Below are 14557 nucleotides of genomic sequence, written 5' to 3'. Positions count from 1 at the left end.
AAAATACTATGAGGGCAAGTGTAACAAAAAAACATTCTATATAAATGTATTGTAAAAAGATGAGAATATAGGTATAATAATTCTGCTATTATTTTCGCAGCCTTTCATTCGGTGCGCACAGCAATGATGGGTACAAAATTTCGGCAATTTCTATGTCGCGTACTAAAAATAAAAAAACTCATTGACGAGTAGAGTGGTGCAGCTATGGCCCAACAGCGTGAGACAGCAACAAATAATCTCTCCGATATTATCGAGCTTATCAAAATGGGGCACAGGAGTGGGGTTCTATCGGTAGAGCGTGGGGAAGGTAGAGCGTTTGAGGAAGGCCTGATTGTCTTTGTGAATGGGCAGGTTACAGAGGCGCAAGCGAGCGCTCAGACTGGATCAAATGCTCTACGTTGGTTATCCTCCTGGACTACCTGCCGCTTCTCATTCATCGTGGGAGATAACCCACAAACACAGGGGACTGGACCGCAGTTACCAACTCCCAGGACCAGTCGTCCGAGTTCGCCTTCATATCCGACCTATCCTGCTGACACAGGCAATTTTCCACCTCCAGGCAATACGCCTATACCCAGAGGCAATACGCCTATACCCAGAGCGAATATGCTCTCACCTAACGCGAGCTCTCCATCGATTTTGCAGATCCCCTATCGCACACAAACCAATGGCAACGTCCTTGCTTATATGGAACAGGTAGGATTGACACGAGAACATCGACGTTTATATATGTTGGTCGACGGTCAACGCTCAACCCATGAACTGATCAACTTGATGGGAAAAGGTCCAGATAAAATATTAGAGCTTTTATCCAACCTGGAGAGAACAAGGTTGATAGACTATCGATAGGTAATCTATTCAAAGAGTGATCAGGAGAAGAGCATCCCACCAAACCCTGATCACTCCTGGATTGCCTGTTTTAGTGCCAGGTTTTGCGCAAGACTCGCAACCAGTTTTCGATAGCAATGAAGCGTAAGGATTGCTGATCATAACCACGGGCAGCCAGGGCTGCATACAAGCGGGGCAATCCGGTTATATCACTGAGCTCTTGCGGCATGGTGGCACCATCATAGTCGGTACCAATCGCCACACGCTCGATACCCAGGTGCTCTACCAGATAATCGATATGCCTGATCAAATCCTCCAGAGGCGTCTCGACATTCCCTTTTCCATCAGGACGAATATCATAAACATTGAAATTCAGGCCGACCAGGCCATCTGATTCCTTGATTGCCGCTAATTGCCTGTCTGTCAGATTACGCGCCGAAGGGCAGATAGCGTACGCATTTGAATGGGTAGCAACCAGAGGAGCATTGGAAAGCCGGGTGACATCCCAGAAGCCTTGTTCGTTTAAATGCGATAAGTCTAGCATGATGCCCAGGCGGTTACAGGCCTTGACCAGCGCCTTACCAGCATCGGTCAAGCCAGGTCCTGTATCAGGTCCATGGCCCACCACCAGTGGTACACCCGAGCCGAAAATATTGGGGCGACTCCAGACAGGACCGAGGGAGCGCAGGCCTGCCTGATAGAGAACATCGAGCATATTGAGTTGCGCGTCGATCATCTCGGCCCCTTCAATATGCAGGATGGCGGCCATGGTGTCCTGATGTTGACAGGCTTCAAGATCAGCAACAGTGCGGACAATCTTCAATCGGCCCTGCGAACCTGCTTCCAGACGAAATAGAGAAGAGATGACCTGCATGGCTACCTGTTGCGCATATTCAAACTCGATCGCGGGTCGGATATAGCGCTCGAACCAGCGCTCATCAGTTGTATCGGTCACGGTCCGCGTGGTGCAACAGTCAACATTTTTTGGCGTCGGCACGTAGACCGCGAAGAATGCTCCAAGCATTCCTCCTTCTTGCGCCCGCGGATAATCAATATCTCCTTCAGCGCTACCTGAGAAAAAAGTCTGCACAAATTCAAGCTCTTCAGCAGGGATTGCGACGCCTGGCTGCTGTCCTTGCTTCATTTCATAAAAACGCAGCAGGGTATCCATATGGCCAATCAGGGTTGGATAGCTGGATGATGTGGAGGTCATGCTATTTTTTCTTTCTAGAGCAAAAGACGTAAATATCTCTAGCATTATACCATGTATCCCTCATCCAGCAGTGAGCCTGGATGAGGGATATGCGTCTTTGCTTCCTGGGGCGGCGGGGTAGGGGAAGGAGGAATTGGGGCACAGCCCCAAACCCCAGTCAGGGGTTGCCACCCCTGCACCCCGCTGTATCCCTGTCTGCTCTGCTGGGGAGATAAAACAGGCAAGGTCGCTATTGTCCGCGGCGGATGGCGTCGATCTCGGTCCATACTTCAGCGGGTATTTCGGTGGAGGCCAGTTTAAGGGTTTCCTCTAGCCGCTCTGGTCGCGACATGCCGACGATGGTGGAGTGAATACGTGGGTCCCGTAACGAGAATTGTAGGGCGATAGCAGCCAGAGGAACACCATAGCGCCAGGCGAGCGTTTCGAATTGAAAGGCATTGTACAGATATATTTTGGAGGCGTCCGCATATTGATAACGGGGATAGGAGCGTGGGCCTTTAGCCAGGATACCACTGCCATAAGGAGCCGCATTAACAGTCCCGACTCCATGGCGCTGACAAACATCCCAGAAAGGATCTGCCTCAATATTGAGCAGGGTATAGCGATTATGTGAAATGGCTACCTCAAACATATCGGTCTCGACAAAGCGTGTCATCAGATCAATCGGGCCGCCAGCGACACCCAGATGTTCAATCAGACCCTCTTCCTGACAACGCAGCAGCACCTCTACTGGTCCACGGGGTGCCATGGCTTCCTCAAAGGTAATATGCTCAGGATCATGCAAATAGAGCAGCGGAAGCTTGCTTAACCCCAACAACTTCAGGCTGCGCTCAACACTGCGGCGCATCTGATCACCGCTAAACTCATTGGTCTTTAAATCCCGATCCGCTTTTGTAGCCAGCGTATAACCAGCCGGCACACCACCTAATTCTTTGAGCACCATCCCAATGCGACGTTCGCTCTCACCATCTCCATAAGAAGCCGCCGTATCAATAAAAGTAATTGGACTACTAAAAACCGCGCGGATAGTCTCCAAGGCGCGCTCTTCTGGAACAGAGTAGGCAAATGTATCGGGCATATCTCCCAGTGGTGCACAACCAATACAGAGATTTGCAACTTCTAAGCCTGATTTCCCTAATGTTCGAACAGGCAAGGCCGAGGTAGGTTGACGATTTATCATAAAGCACTCCTTGTTTGCGCACTATACTATCTTATTTTATCCATTATACGACATAAGAAAATAATTATCATCACAAATATTTAAATTCCATTTTTGGAACTATAGCTCAAAATAACGCTTAATACTGGTAATAAAAGAGTAGAGAAAGCTTATTTTTAGCCCGGCATACAATAAAAATACAGCGCATCCATTGCCCGGATCCATCAATATTGCAACATGCATAAGGAGTTGATCGTGGAACAGGTTACTATCTATACAATTGGCTTTATGGTGTTGGTGTACTGTCTCTATCTACTTCTAAGTGGTCCCCTGGATAGGCGGCCTTACCGCTGTTCCAAGTGCGGCTTCGAGACATACAGTGAACTTGAAGCTAGCGGACACGAGAAGGCTGAAAATATACATAAAGTCAGTTAAAAAAACCTGTCTGGTGGCGATTATTCAGCAATCGCCACCAGACAGGTGAGCAGGAAAATGTTACGTGGTTACTTATTGACGTAAGATTTTCACCAGTTGGCCAAGTCCAGGTTTTTGTCCATACATCAAAATGCCCATTCGGTAGATGCGGGACGAAATCCAGCTACAGATCAAAATGGAGACGATCAGAATAACGATACTTACTCCGATTTCCAGTCCGCTAACGCTTCCAGTGGCAACACGCATCAACATCATCATCGGTGTCCAGAAAGGCACAAATGACATCACTTTAAACCAGGTTGCACCCGCACCAAGCGAGCCGCCAATAAAGCTAGCCATATAGCCAACCATACAGACAGCGGTCAGGGGTCCAACGGCATTCTGTACCTCATCCTGGCGTTTGACCAGGGCACCCAGGGCAGCAAACAGGGTTGAGTAGAGTAAAAAGCCTAAAATGAAGTAAATTAATAAGAGAATCAGCAGGTTGGTCGAAGTATTGATATAACTGAAATCGAAACCTGAACTATTCGTGTTTAAGGCCATACTCAATGGCTTTTGCAGCCACAAACCAACCAGACCGGTAACGATCAGACAGAGCATCTGCGTCAGACCCGCCGCCCCGATACCGATAATTTTTCCCCACAGCAACTGAAAAGGCGTCGCCGCATTGACCAGGATCTCCATCACCCGGCTACCCTTTTCATCGGCCACCCCACTGGCAACCCACATGCCATAGAGATACACAGACATAAAGATCAAGACCGTACCAATCACACCCAGGAAGTAACCACCAGCCAGCGTCAACGCAGAGTCGCCACCTTTACCCGGTTGCGTATACACCACCTTAAAGTCCGGAGGCGTTAGCAGATGCTGGGTCTGGGCCGCAGTAAGACCAAGATGAGAAGATTTGTCCAGTACGCTCAACTGTCCAGCCACCGTTTGGATCTGGGTCAGATCAGTGTCAGCGAGGCTTGCGGCAGCCGTGTAGTACGTAAAATGCACATCGTTGCCAGCAGCACGATCCAAAACCAGCAGCACTTCAAGCTTGCCATCAGTAATATTTTTTTGCAACGGCTTTACTTGATCCACAGTACTTGTGTTAAGAACAAAGTGAGACTTTGTATTGGACTGTCCAGACGCCGTGCTTTGATTGCTGTTTCCATTGAGACGCTGGCTAAAGTATGTTGTTAAAGCCTCATCATTCAGGCCTGCAACCGTTCCGGCATTATTCACCAGTGTGACATGGGATTGAGAGTTTGAACGGGCAGCGAAAAACTGGATCACGGTTGGCACACAGGATCCCAATAAGGCAAACACAACAAATAAAATGGTCGTAATAATATAGCTGCGCTGAAAAACACGATTTTTATACTCGCGGCGCAAAATAAGACCGATATTGCGAATCGTATTACTGCGCGTATCGCCACTGGATCTGACAGCTTCAGCATTGTGATGAGATGATGCAACCTCTGTCGTAGGTTTTAACTCAGTCTTGTTTGACATAAATCCTCTTTTTTACCTGATCAGGAAACAGTAGCAGGAGCATCCGGTAGAGCAATTTTTCCCACAGTCTCGATAAAGATGTCCGTAAGTGAAGGCTCGGCTAGCTCAAAACGATTAATAATGCCATTGTGACGTAAAGCTTCCGCAATAATCACATTAGGATTGAGATCTGAGCGCATCTGCATCTCGATATAATCCTGGCGTCTCTTCGTAACCTGGACGCCATCCAGTGTATCCAGCCAGAGCACCTCGGAATCATTTTCTAGTTTCAGGCGCACCACATTACGTCCATGCTGCCTGCGGACATCACGCACGCTACCCTTTACGATGGCTTCGCCTTTATTAATAATCACAATATCTTCACACATCTCTTCAACCTGATCCAATTGGTGGGTCGAAAAAATAATCGTCTTCCCTCTGCGGTGCATCTCCAGAAAAGCATCTTTCAAGACAATCGCATTCACAGGATCCAGTCCGCTAAAAGGCTCATCCATAATAAGAATAGAAGGATTATGCAGGATGGTGGCCAGGAATTGCACTTTTTGCTGATTACCTTTTGACAGATCCTCGATCTTTTTTTTACGATTCGCGTTTATTTGAAAACGGTCAAGCCATTCATCTAATTCGATTTTTGCATCATGTTTGGACAGGCCATTGAGTTGGGCCAGGAAAAGTAACTGCTCCTCAACGACCATCTTGGAATAAAGACCACGTTCCTCGGGAAGATAGCCCAGTTCGCGCCGGGGGATCTCGCGCACATCTTTGCCATTCCAACTGATGTGTCCACTATCAGGACGAAAGATATCCAGGATCATACGCATTGTGGTCGTCTTACCCGCACCATTTGAACCAAGTAAGCCAAACAGCGAGCCTTCTTTGACTTCCATGGACAAATTCTTCACAGCCTGAAATTGCCCAAATGATTTATTAATAGCATCTACTACAAGTGCCATATATTACTCCTCATACCTTGTCACAGATTCTTGCCAGATCTAGTCTAGCATGCTCAAACAGCAGAGACAATGTATACATCACATATAGACGTAAGCAGAACCATAAAATAAAGCCTATAATACATCGCTAAATTATCCTGCTATTTTTTCTTGTTAAATATTTACCACTAAGAGTGTGCCTGATCACTATGAGTTCCAGGATCAGTCCCGTTGCGCTTTCGCGCCTGCGGCGCGAACACATTGGTTCTGTGGTGGTGGAAAATGATGCGCAATGCGCATCATTTTCCACCACCACAGAAAAGAAGCATGGGCACTTTAGTGCCCGCGTGCGCCCAGGCGCGACGCATCCAATCAGTGTGAACCTCAGACACACTCTAATAAAATTGATGCAGATGCTGTAAAAAATCTTTAGGGAAGAGAATATAAAAAATAAAAATAAAAACATTAGCAAGTATTAGATTGACTTATCTCATTGCTATCTGGTATTATGTGCAGATGAGCAACTCTTTTATCTACTCCCTGAACCAGAGTATGCATACTCTGGGATGGCTCATCCATCGCAATAGGAATCGCGCAACAAGCACCTCCGCCACGTAAGCCCGGCACCTGGTTTACGTGGCCGTCAGGGGAGGTGCGAGATTCCTATTGCGCTACTATAAGGCCTGCTCAGGCTTTATAGTCATACTCCCCTGCCTTTTCCACCAACAACTTCACTTCTTTATAGTAATGCCGCTTGTAGCCGGGCATATGATTGTGATCGCGCAATCTTTTTATGCAACCGGTTCACAGAGATTCCACCATGGCGATAGCTCTTATTCATAAGGCTGTTTTCAGCCAGGAATAGTGCTATATGCAATGCGGTAGCAGCAGGCGCAACGCTTTTCATATGTCCCAGACAAGCCTTTCCCTTCAGTAAGTATGCTTGCTGACCGGGACATGAAAGGGACAAAGATATGTCTGCAACCAGAACTGAAGCAACACGCCCGCCAGCGCAAAAGCCTCGTTCGCTCTGGAGGAACAGGGATTATCTCTTGCTCTGGAGCGGCCAAACGATCTCAGAAATTGGAGGGGGTGTTTCTCAGCTGGCCTTTCCGTTACTTGTGCTTTATATGACACACTCACCACTGGCGGCGGCCACCGCGGGTACCTTGCGCGCATTACCCCGCCTGCTTTTTTCCCTGCTGGCAGGTGCCTGGGTGGATCGTTATAACCGCAAATATGTGATGATTTTCTGCGACATTGGTCGCGCCTGTAGCTTGATCAGCATTCCTATCGCTTTGTATTTCCATAGCCTGACAATCTGGCAACTCTATATTACCGCCTTTATTGAAGGTACCCTGCTGACCTTTTTCGGGATGGCACAGGCATCCAGTTTAAGTCAGGTAGCGTCCGAGGAGCAGCTATCAGCGGCAATGGCGCAACAAGAAGTAGTCGAAGGCACCACGATCTTGCTGGGTCCAGCCATTGCTGGACCACTGTTTGCGCTGAGACCCGTCTTGCCTTTTATTGCTGATGCGCTTTCTTACTTCATTTCTATTGGCACGCTATGTGCGATTCGCACACCATTTCAGGCACAGCGCACCAAAGCACGGCGCCATCTGCTGCGCGAGATACAGGAAGGATTGCTGTGGACGTGGCGACAGCCAGTGTTACGTATCGCCAATACTATGAATATGCTGTCAGCGATGGTCAATCCTAGTAGTGCCTTGATTGTTATTGTACTGGCCAAACAACAGCATGTCTCAGATACAATGATCAGTACCATTTTTGTGATTGGCGGGATAGGCGCGATTACAGGCTCGCTGTTAGCGCCATTGGGACAAAAATTCCTCAAAGTGGGGCAGTTAATGATCCTGGTACGCTGTCTCTTTGCCATAATCTGGCCCTGCTATCTGCTGGCTGGCAATCCTTTCTTTTTAGGCTTGATAGAAGCCAGCCTGAACTTCGTGGATCCATTTGAAGATGTCGCCTATTTTAGCTACCGGCTGGCCATCATTCCAGACGAATTACGTGGACGCGTCATCAGCGCCTGTCGCATGTATACAGCAGCTAGCAATCCAATCGGACAACTCTTGATGGGATTATTACTGGAAAAGTATGGGGTCAGACCAGCCATCATTATCGGGTGGTTAGGGCTCATGCTGGTTGCAACAGTATTCAGTCTGGCGCCACAAATACGGGCGGCAAAGCATCCTATTACACTACAAAAAAAGTAGGTTTATTAAACATGGAAAACAACCAGTCGCAAGACTTATACTTTAAATAGTAGACAAAATGGAGGTTGCTAAAAAAAACCGCCAATAACATTTACACCAGCCATGAATTGTACAATAATATGGGGAAGGGTTCATTGTTCCCTAATTGTTAATCTTGAAAGGATTTTTGACTATGGCCTACGTAATCACCCAGCCTTGTATCGGCACGAAAGATGCTTCATGCGTGGATGTTTGTCCAGTTGACTGCATCCATCCCGGACCTGGCGAAGCGGGTTATGATGAGCATGAGCAGCTCTACATAAATCCGGATGAATGCATCGACTGCGGTGCATGCGAGCCAGCCTGTCCGGTAACCGCAATTTTTGAAGAGTCTGCGGTACCTGCTGAGTGGAAGCAATGGATCAAAATCAATGCGGATTTCTTCCAGGGCGCATAACTACGCTATTTAGTACCTCAACCAAAAGTTGAGGATTCGCGAAAAATAGGGTATTAAATAGAGTGATATCTCTTGCAAGGCCTCTTCCGGGAAAACAGGATTGTCAAAACCGGGATGCAAGAGATATCATTTTTTTTGCTAGCGTCTGTTGATTACAAAGGCGCTTCAGTATGTTGGTCTGAATGACGTGTATACTGAATGCGGAATCGACGGGTTGGTGGCTGCTCTTGATCCTGATAATCTTCAAATTGGATCTGGTGCAATCCCGTCGCTAAAAATGTATTCAGCTCATCCCTGGTCAGCGGCCACGGCATCAGTCCAGGATGATCCTCGGGAGCACGGCCACGGCAAATAACAAGGAGTGTGCCGTCCGCACCCAGTAAATTGGCAATATTTGCCATGGCTTTAGCGCGCAGGCCGGGCGGTAAAACCTGCAATGTATAGGCTTCAAAAATGAAATCAAAACTATGCTGCCACTCCACAGGCGTTTGCAAGACATCCGCGACCACATACTCAACTGACGAAGTTGGAAAGCGCTGCTTACACCAGGCAACGGCAGAAGGAGCAATATCAAACGCTAGTACAGAAAAACCCCGGCGTGACAACTCCTCAGCATCATCTCCAAGCCCACATCCAACCACCAGTGCTCGCCGACCATTGCCCTGCATATTTTTTTGTTCCAGCCAGTCAACCAGGCCAGGATTACTCATCATATCCCCCCAGGGTATATGCTCCTCGTTTTCCTCAGCATCAGCATACAGCAACTCAAACCACCCTGTTCTATCATCCCGCTGCAAAAAATCTTGCGCAAGCTGACGTGCTTTAGCACGAGCCTGATCCTTCATAGTTTTCATCCAATCCTTTGCACCAAATTTACTACTAAAAGTCTAAACCACGATTGCTATCCTGTCCAATATCTCTTCAAGATCACGATGATGCCTTGATAGCATCACTGTTATCTTGAAGCTTCCCATGTGTATGACATCTTTAAACACAAAGAAGAGAATGGTATCAAAATTATCCTCAAGCCCAATGGCTAAGGAGAATTTTGGCTTACTCGGTTGCTGCACGTAGAAGCACGCCTAATTCTTCGGAGATACGATGTAGAGGCGCGCTTGAATGCTGGATACGACTTAAAATCGTCCCACCTTCAATCGAAGCCACCGTAAACTCGGCCAGGCTGGTAGCTTTTTCAAGAGAATAGCCACTGGAAATCAACTTGCGGGCAAAAGCTGCCTGCAATAATTGATAGGCTTCCCGACAGACCGCATTCAATGGCTCGCTCGAATTCACCGTCTCTAATGCCACCATCATCAGCGGGCCACCAGCTTGAAAACCAGATAACTCAATATACTGAGCAATATGCTGGATAAAGAGCCTGATAGCCTCCACAGGATCAGGACTCACGGCCAGCTGGCATTCAATGTGCTCCGCAACCGTCCGAGAAGTAGTGCGAATAGCTTCTGATGCCAGTTCTTCCTTCCCATTCGGAAAATAGTAATACAGCGAACCTTTGGGAGTGCAACTTTTAATCAGAATCTGATTTAAACCTGTGGCATGATAACCCTGTGCTTCAAGCAGGCTACAAGTGGTTTGAAGAATACGCTCTCGGGTAGATGCCATATCTTATGCTCCTTCTATTATTATTGCATGTTATAAAAAAGCAATCGTGAACGCCGCTCACTCGCGGCTCGCGAAGTCACCACAACACAACAATGGCAGGCTAATATATTCAACGCCATATGCAACTTTTTCCTCGCTATTTTTTTGTCTGGAGGCTGAGGTAACTGTAATTCATCGATCTCAACTACCAGGTAGAAGAATATCAGATCTTATAAATAATTTACGCTGATAAATTGTTTTTTTTGCTGCTCTGAGGTACACTACTCACGGTTCAATCGTCTGTAAGATTTCAGTATAAAACAAAAGAATTCATCACCACTTCAATGAAGGAGTAGGCATATTGACACGTTAGCATTTCTAAAGTTGTTACAACTGGCTGATAGTGCGCTACCTATCGGTTCAACTGCCCATTCATTTGGCCTGGAAACCTTAACTGTTGAAGATAATTTACGTGTTGATCAGCTGGAAGCTTTTTTTCAACACTTTTTGTTGGAAACCGGTCAGTTAGAAAGCTGTTTTTGTCGACTCAGTCATCGACTGGCGCACCTACCTGATCCTGAACAGGTAGAGCACCAATGGTGTATGCTCAACATGCAGTTGAGCGCATTTAAAACTGCCCGTGAAAGCAGGGTTGCCAGTGCGACCTTAGGACGGCGTTTCTTACAACTGCTACTGTCACTGGAAGAGAATTCACTCTTACGCCAGGCCCTGCAAGCAGCCAGAGCCCAACAGGTAGATGTTCATTATAGTACGGCCTTTGGTCTGGTGGGAGCAACTTCAGATCTTGATGAAACCACCACTGTCCTGGCCTATCTACAGCAAACTCTGACCGGCTTCGTCTCAGCCTGCCAACGCCTTCTCCCCCTGGGGCAAAGTCAAGCCAGCAGTATCTTATGGCGCTTAAAACCTATATTGATCGAGGTCGCCCATAAAAGCATGTCCGCAGACCTTGAGGAGCTCACTATTTTTACGCCGCTCATGGATATAGGAAGTATGCGCCATCCATTGGTTACCACCCGCCTCTTTATCAGTTAAATAAGATAGAGGCACAAACACTGCTCACTGCCGAGCCCCCGGATCAGAATGACCTGCCACTATAAATACGTGTGCAAACGCTATGCCGCGCCTGCAGATTTCAGCCAACGCTCAACAGACATGCAACTATAGCAAGCCGTGCTATAGCTCTATGTAAGCCACTGATACAATTTGATTAGTAGTATTACTCTCGTGTTCTCTGCAGCTAGAAAGTTGAGTGCAGCAAAATTCAAACAACGCTCATGACAAAAAAATCTGTCCAGGGGAAATTACATCTCAACTTTACCTGTAATCCCACCCGGCTACAGGTACTTGAGCAGAGTCCACCGCTCAAAGTGGTTCGCGCGTTTCCACTGCCTGCGGGTGGCGCACTGGTCCATCTCCACAATATCTCTGGGGGTGTGCTGGGTGGGGATCAGCTAGAACTAAAAGTAGAGATTGGTACTGGCGCTTATGCCCAACTCACCACGACCAGCGCCACCCGCCTCTATCGCAGCCAGCCAGATGTCCCTCCGGCCCGACAGAAAACACAGATCCAGATCGCCGAAAACGGACTCCTGGAGTACGTTCCCGATCCACTGATTCCTTTTGCTGGTTCCAGCTATCAGCAACAAACGCTCATCAAGTTAGCACCAGGGGCAGGACTCTTCTGGTGGGAAACCGTGGCTCCGGGTCGGACTGCCCGCGGTGAACTATTTGACTATGATCTGTTGCACATCAGCAGTCGTATCTCGGCCGCTAACCGTCCCATCGCCATCGAACAGATCAAACTGGAGCCACGGCAACACGATTTTTCTTCCCTGGCCAGACTCGGGCCTTATGCCTATTTTTGTAGCTGCTATATTTGCAAGGTCGGCCTGGATGCTCAGCGCTGGTTACAGCTCGAACATGAGCTGAGCATTCTCGCCCAACAACTAACGCGTCCTGACGAAACTCGCTGGGGCGTCAGCACACTCACAGCACATGGAATAGTGATCCGCGGACTGAGTAAACGCGGAACCACCATTACAGCAGACCTGTTCGCCTTCTGGCGCATGGCCACGCAAGCGCTCTACGGGCGGGACACCATCCTACCACGAAAGATTTACTAGGAGTGCAGGATAAGAAAAGGAGCAGAGAGTAGTGTTACTTACACAGCGTGAACAAGAGAAATTGCTGATTTTTGTCGCCGCCGAACTGGCCCGCAAGCGACAGGCCAGAGGGTTAAAGTTGAACTATCCAGAAGCAATCGCCATTATCAGTGCAGAGATTATGGAAGCGGCCCGCGATGGCAAAAGCGTGGCCGAAGTTATGACCTTCGGGACAACCATCCTGAAGCGTGAAGACGTCATGGATGGTATTGCTGAAATGATTCCAGAGGTCCAGGTTGAAGCGACGTTCCCCGATGGTACCAAGCTCGTCACCATCCATGATCCAATTCATTAGCAAAACGCAGGAGGAAAGCCATGAAACCAGGCGAATACCTGCTTGACGACGCAGCAGGCGATATCGAACTCAATGCTGGTCGAGCAACCACCACCCTACTCGTACGCAATCTGGGCGATCGCCCGGTTCAAGTAGGCAGCCACTATCACTTTTTTGAAGTCAACAAAGCACTGGATTTTGAGCGGCAGCAAGCTTATGGCATGCGCTTAAATATTGCCGCCGGAACCGCAGTGCGTTTTGAACCAGGAGAAGAAAAAGAAGTGTCCCTGGTCGCCCTGGGCGGTGATCGCATCGTGCATGGCCATCGAGGACACGTCAATGGCAAACTAGACGCAAAAAACAATAAGTCCTGAACAACGCAACATGCTCCACCTTCACCGAAACAAACCTCCTGAAAAGAGTGATGAATACTCTTTTCAGGAGGTTATCAATTAGTGCTGACGTAGAAAATCGAGCACGAGTTGATTAAATTCAGTCGGTTTCTCCAGACTGAGCATATGAGCAACCTGTGGAATGATTACCTGTTGTGCTCCTGCAATAGCGGCGGTCAGTTGATCGACCAGCGTCAGCCGATCAGGCAGATCTAAGTCGCCAACCAGCAACAGAGTGGGAACGTGAATCTCATCAAGCCTGTGAAGTGCGGGTGGCGTCAGAGGAGCTATTTCAGCCCCCTCTGGAACCTCAATAGTGAAGGCATGCAATTGCATCTGACCGACGAGTTCTCTGACCTCAGGAGAAACCTGTTCAGGCGTGCGGTATGGACCATCAACCCACATCCGCAAGTTGAGCTCGGTTGCTCCTGCCAGATCACCACGTCCAAGATAAGCATTCTCTTCAGCCCCAAATTGCTGCACCGCTTCCGAAGGTTGATGACCACTGACACTGGGAGCACCCAGAACCAGCGCAGACACCATTTCTGGATAGGTCAGCGTAAAATCCAGTGCCACCTGGCCACCAAACGAAATACCCAGCACATAGGCCTTATCAACACCCAGATGTCGCAACAAGTTAGCTGCATCAGCAGGATAAGAGATCTGGCCCGCGGGCACTTCTGTCCTGCCATAACCGCGCAAATCATAGCTAATCACCCGATACTGCTGAGCAAAAGCAGCAAATTGCGCGTCCCACATCCGGCTGTCAGCGATGCCAGCATGAATCAAAAGCAGAGGATGGCCATGTCCGGCCACTTCGTAATATAAACGCTCTCCCTCGTTACCGAGGAAACCAGTTTCTTTCTGTAATGTTTTCACAAAAAATCTCCAGCACAGTATACAGATAGCTATCTGTTATGAACATATAAAGCATCTATTCTCACAAAAGGAGAATGAGGAGAACCTGCACCCACAGAGGCATAAAGTAGCATAGAGGTGGTGTTTTATGAAAACATTTTCTCTGTATAAGCGTGTGGTGAGGTTCTATAAATGAGGCAGAGTGATGCTATTAAGAAAGACTGCCCCACATGTAATAATTCTCTGATCCATTGGAGTGCTCCTTTCTATTACTAGAGGATAACGACGGTTACCTGATGAGTATACGCTATTGAGAAAAAAAAGTAAATAGCGATATAGCATCAAAACTATACCGCTATAAAATTAGTAATCTCTCTAACAACTACTCTTTATCCAGTGAGAGTATTCATAGCTCATGAAAAATCAAGAAGCAGTTGAGACGTTAGAAGGCTTTTGTATTTTTTTATATATACTGCATCAGGGAACCTCTACCAGGATGTCA

At 47.8% G+C, this 14557-nt stretch carries 14 protein-coding genes; 7 read left to right on the top strand and 7 right to left on the bottom strand.

What is annotated here, in order from left to right; genetic code table 11:
* Positions 1-204 precede the first annotated feature (204 nt).
* Entirely contained in the window at positions 205-849 is a 645-nt protein-coding gene (locus KDW_RS20955) for a DUF4388 domain-containing protein (RefSeq protein WP_151757904.1), read from the top strand.
* Between the two features lie 70 nt (positions 850-919).
* On the opposite strand, the gene KDW_RS20950 is transcribed toward KDW_RS20955, so the two are convergent.
* From KDW_RS20950 to KDW_RS20930, 4 genes are all read right to left on the bottom strand, one after another.
* Positions 920-2041, bottom strand: a complete 1122-nt coding sequence (locus tag KDW_RS20950; protein ID WP_151757903.1) for a dipeptidase — start codon at positions 2039-2041, stop codon at positions 920-922.
* Positions 2042-2270: 229 nt separating this feature from the next.
* Positions 2271-3221: an aldo/keto reductase gene (locus KDW_RS20945; RefSeq protein ID WP_151757902.1), complete on the bottom strand. Its 951-nt coding sequence runs from the start codon at positions 3219-3221 to the stop codon at positions 2271-2273.
* A gap of 486 nt (positions 3222-3707) precedes the next feature.
* Positions 3708-5138, bottom strand: a complete 1431-nt coding sequence (locus tag KDW_RS20935) for an ABC transporter permease (RefSeq protein WP_151757900.1) — start codon at positions 5136-5138, stop codon at positions 3708-3710.
* 20 nt (positions 5139-5158) lie between these two features.
* Positions 5159-6091 carry an ABC transporter ATP-binding protein gene (locus tag KDW_RS20930; RefSeq protein WP_151757899.1) on the bottom strand — a complete coding sequence of 311 codons (933 nt, stop codon included), beginning with the start codon at positions 6089-6091 and terminating at the stop codon, positions 5159-5161.
* A gap of 953 nt (positions 6092-7044) precedes the next feature.
* Here KDW_RS20930 and KDW_RS20920 point away from each other — a divergent pair.
* Complete coding sequence (locus KDW_RS20920; protein ID WP_151757897.1) at positions 7045-8307, top strand: MFS transporter; 1263 nt, start codon at positions 7045-7047, stop codon at positions 8305-8307.
* A gap of 172 nt (positions 8308-8479) precedes the next feature.
* Positions 8480-8743 (top strand): 4Fe-4S dicluster domain-containing protein, encoded by a 264-nt coding sequence (locus tag KDW_RS20915; protein WP_151757896.1) that lies wholly within the window; start codon positions 8480-8482, stop codon positions 8741-8743.
* A 152-nt stretch (positions 8744-8895) separates the two neighbouring features.
* On the opposite strand, the gene KDW_RS20910 is transcribed toward KDW_RS20915, so the two are convergent.
* Positions 8896-9588, bottom strand: a complete 693-nt coding sequence (locus tag KDW_RS20910) for a class I SAM-dependent methyltransferase (RefSeq protein WP_151758491.1) — start codon at positions 9586-9588, stop codon at positions 8896-8898.
* A gap of 208 nt (positions 9589-9796) precedes the next feature.
* Positions 9797-10366: a TetR/AcrR family transcriptional regulator gene (locus KDW_RS20905; protein ID WP_151757895.1), complete on the bottom strand. Its 570-nt coding sequence runs from the start codon at positions 10364-10366 to the stop codon at positions 9797-9799.
* Positions 10367-10729: 363 nt separating this feature from the next.
* On the opposite strand from KDW_RS20905, the gene KDW_RS20900 reads away from it, so the two are divergent.
* The 4 genes from KDW_RS20900 (at position 10730) to KDW_RS20885 (ending at position 13179) form a co-directional block, all read left to right on the top strand.
* Complete coding sequence (locus tag KDW_RS20900; RefSeq protein WP_162005459.1) at positions 10730-11401, top strand: urease accessory protein UreF; 672 nt, start codon at positions 10730-10732, stop codon at positions 11399-11401.
* Between the two features lie 242 nt (positions 11402-11643).
* Positions 11644-12492, top strand: a complete 849-nt coding sequence (locus tag KDW_RS20895; RefSeq protein ID WP_151757893.1) for an urease accessory protein UreD — start codon at positions 11644-11646, stop codon at positions 12490-12492.
* A 31-nt stretch (positions 12493-12523) separates the two neighbouring features.
* A complete protein-coding gene (locus KDW_RS20890; RefSeq protein ID WP_151757892.1) occupies positions 12524-12826 on the top strand; it encodes an urease subunit gamma in 303 nt (100 codons plus the stop codon).
* 20 nt (positions 12827-12846) lie between these two features.
* The gene (locus KDW_RS20885; protein ID WP_151757891.1) at positions 12847-13179 is read left to right on the top strand and encodes an urease subunit beta; all 333 of its coding nucleotides are present in this window, start codon (positions 12847-12849) and stop codon (positions 13177-13179) included.
* A 78-nt stretch (positions 13180-13257) separates the two neighbouring features.
* Here KDW_RS20885 and KDW_RS20880 read toward each other — a convergent pair whose 3' ends face one another.
* A complete protein-coding gene (locus KDW_RS20880; protein WP_151757890.1) occupies positions 13258-14076 on the bottom strand; it encodes an alpha/beta fold hydrolase in 819 nt (272 codons plus the stop codon).
* Positions 14077-14557 lie beyond the last annotated feature (481 nt).

This window comes from Dictyobacter vulcani (assembly GCF_008974265.1).
GTDB classification, from domain to species: Bacteria; Chloroflexota; Ktedonobacteria; order Ktedonobacterales; family Ktedonobacteraceae; genus Dictyobacter; species Dictyobacter vulcani.
This window is presented reverse-complemented; position numbering and strand designations above follow the sequence as displayed.

Coding starts and splice junctions, on each gene's coding strand:
- KDW_RS20955 (WP_151757904.1), top strand. CDS start 205: ATGGCCCAACAGCGTGAGACAGCAACAAATAATCTCTCCGATATTATC.
- KDW_RS20950 (WP_151757903.1), bottom strand. CDS start 2,041: ATGACCTCCACATCATCCAGCTATCCAACCCTGATTGGCCATATGGAT.
- KDW_RS20945 (WP_151757902.1), bottom strand. CDS start 3,221: ATGATAAATCGTCAACCTACCTCGGCCTTGCCTGTTCGAACATTAGGG.
- KDW_RS20935 (WP_151757900.1), bottom strand. CDS start 5,138: ATGTCAAACAAGACTGAGTTAAAACCTACGACAGAGGTTGCATCATCT.
- KDW_RS20930 (WP_151757899.1), bottom strand. CDS start 6,091: ATGGCACTTGTAGTAGATGCTATTAATAAATCATTTGGGCAATTTCAG.
- KDW_RS20920 (WP_151757897.1), top strand. CDS start 7,045: ATGTCTGCAACCAGAACTGAAGCAACACGCCCGCCAGCGCAAAAGCCT.
- KDW_RS20915 (WP_151757896.1), top strand. CDS start 8,480: ATGGCCTACGTAATCACCCAGCCTTGTATCGGCACGAAAGATGCTTCA.
- KDW_RS20910 (WP_151758491.1), bottom strand. CDS start 9,588: ATGAAGGATCAGGCTCGTGCTAAAGCACGTCAGCTTGCGCAAGATTTT.
- KDW_RS20905 (WP_151757895.1), bottom strand. CDS start 10,366: ATGGCATCTACCCGAGAGCGTATTCTTCAAACCACTTGTAGCCTGCTT.
- KDW_RS20895 (WP_151757893.1), top strand. CDS start 11,644: ATGACAAAAAAATCTGTCCAGGGGAAATTACATCTCAACTTTACCTGT.
- KDW_RS20885 (WP_151757891.1), top strand. CDS start 12,847: ATGAAACCAGGCGAATACCTGCTTGACGACGCAGCAGGCGATATCGAA.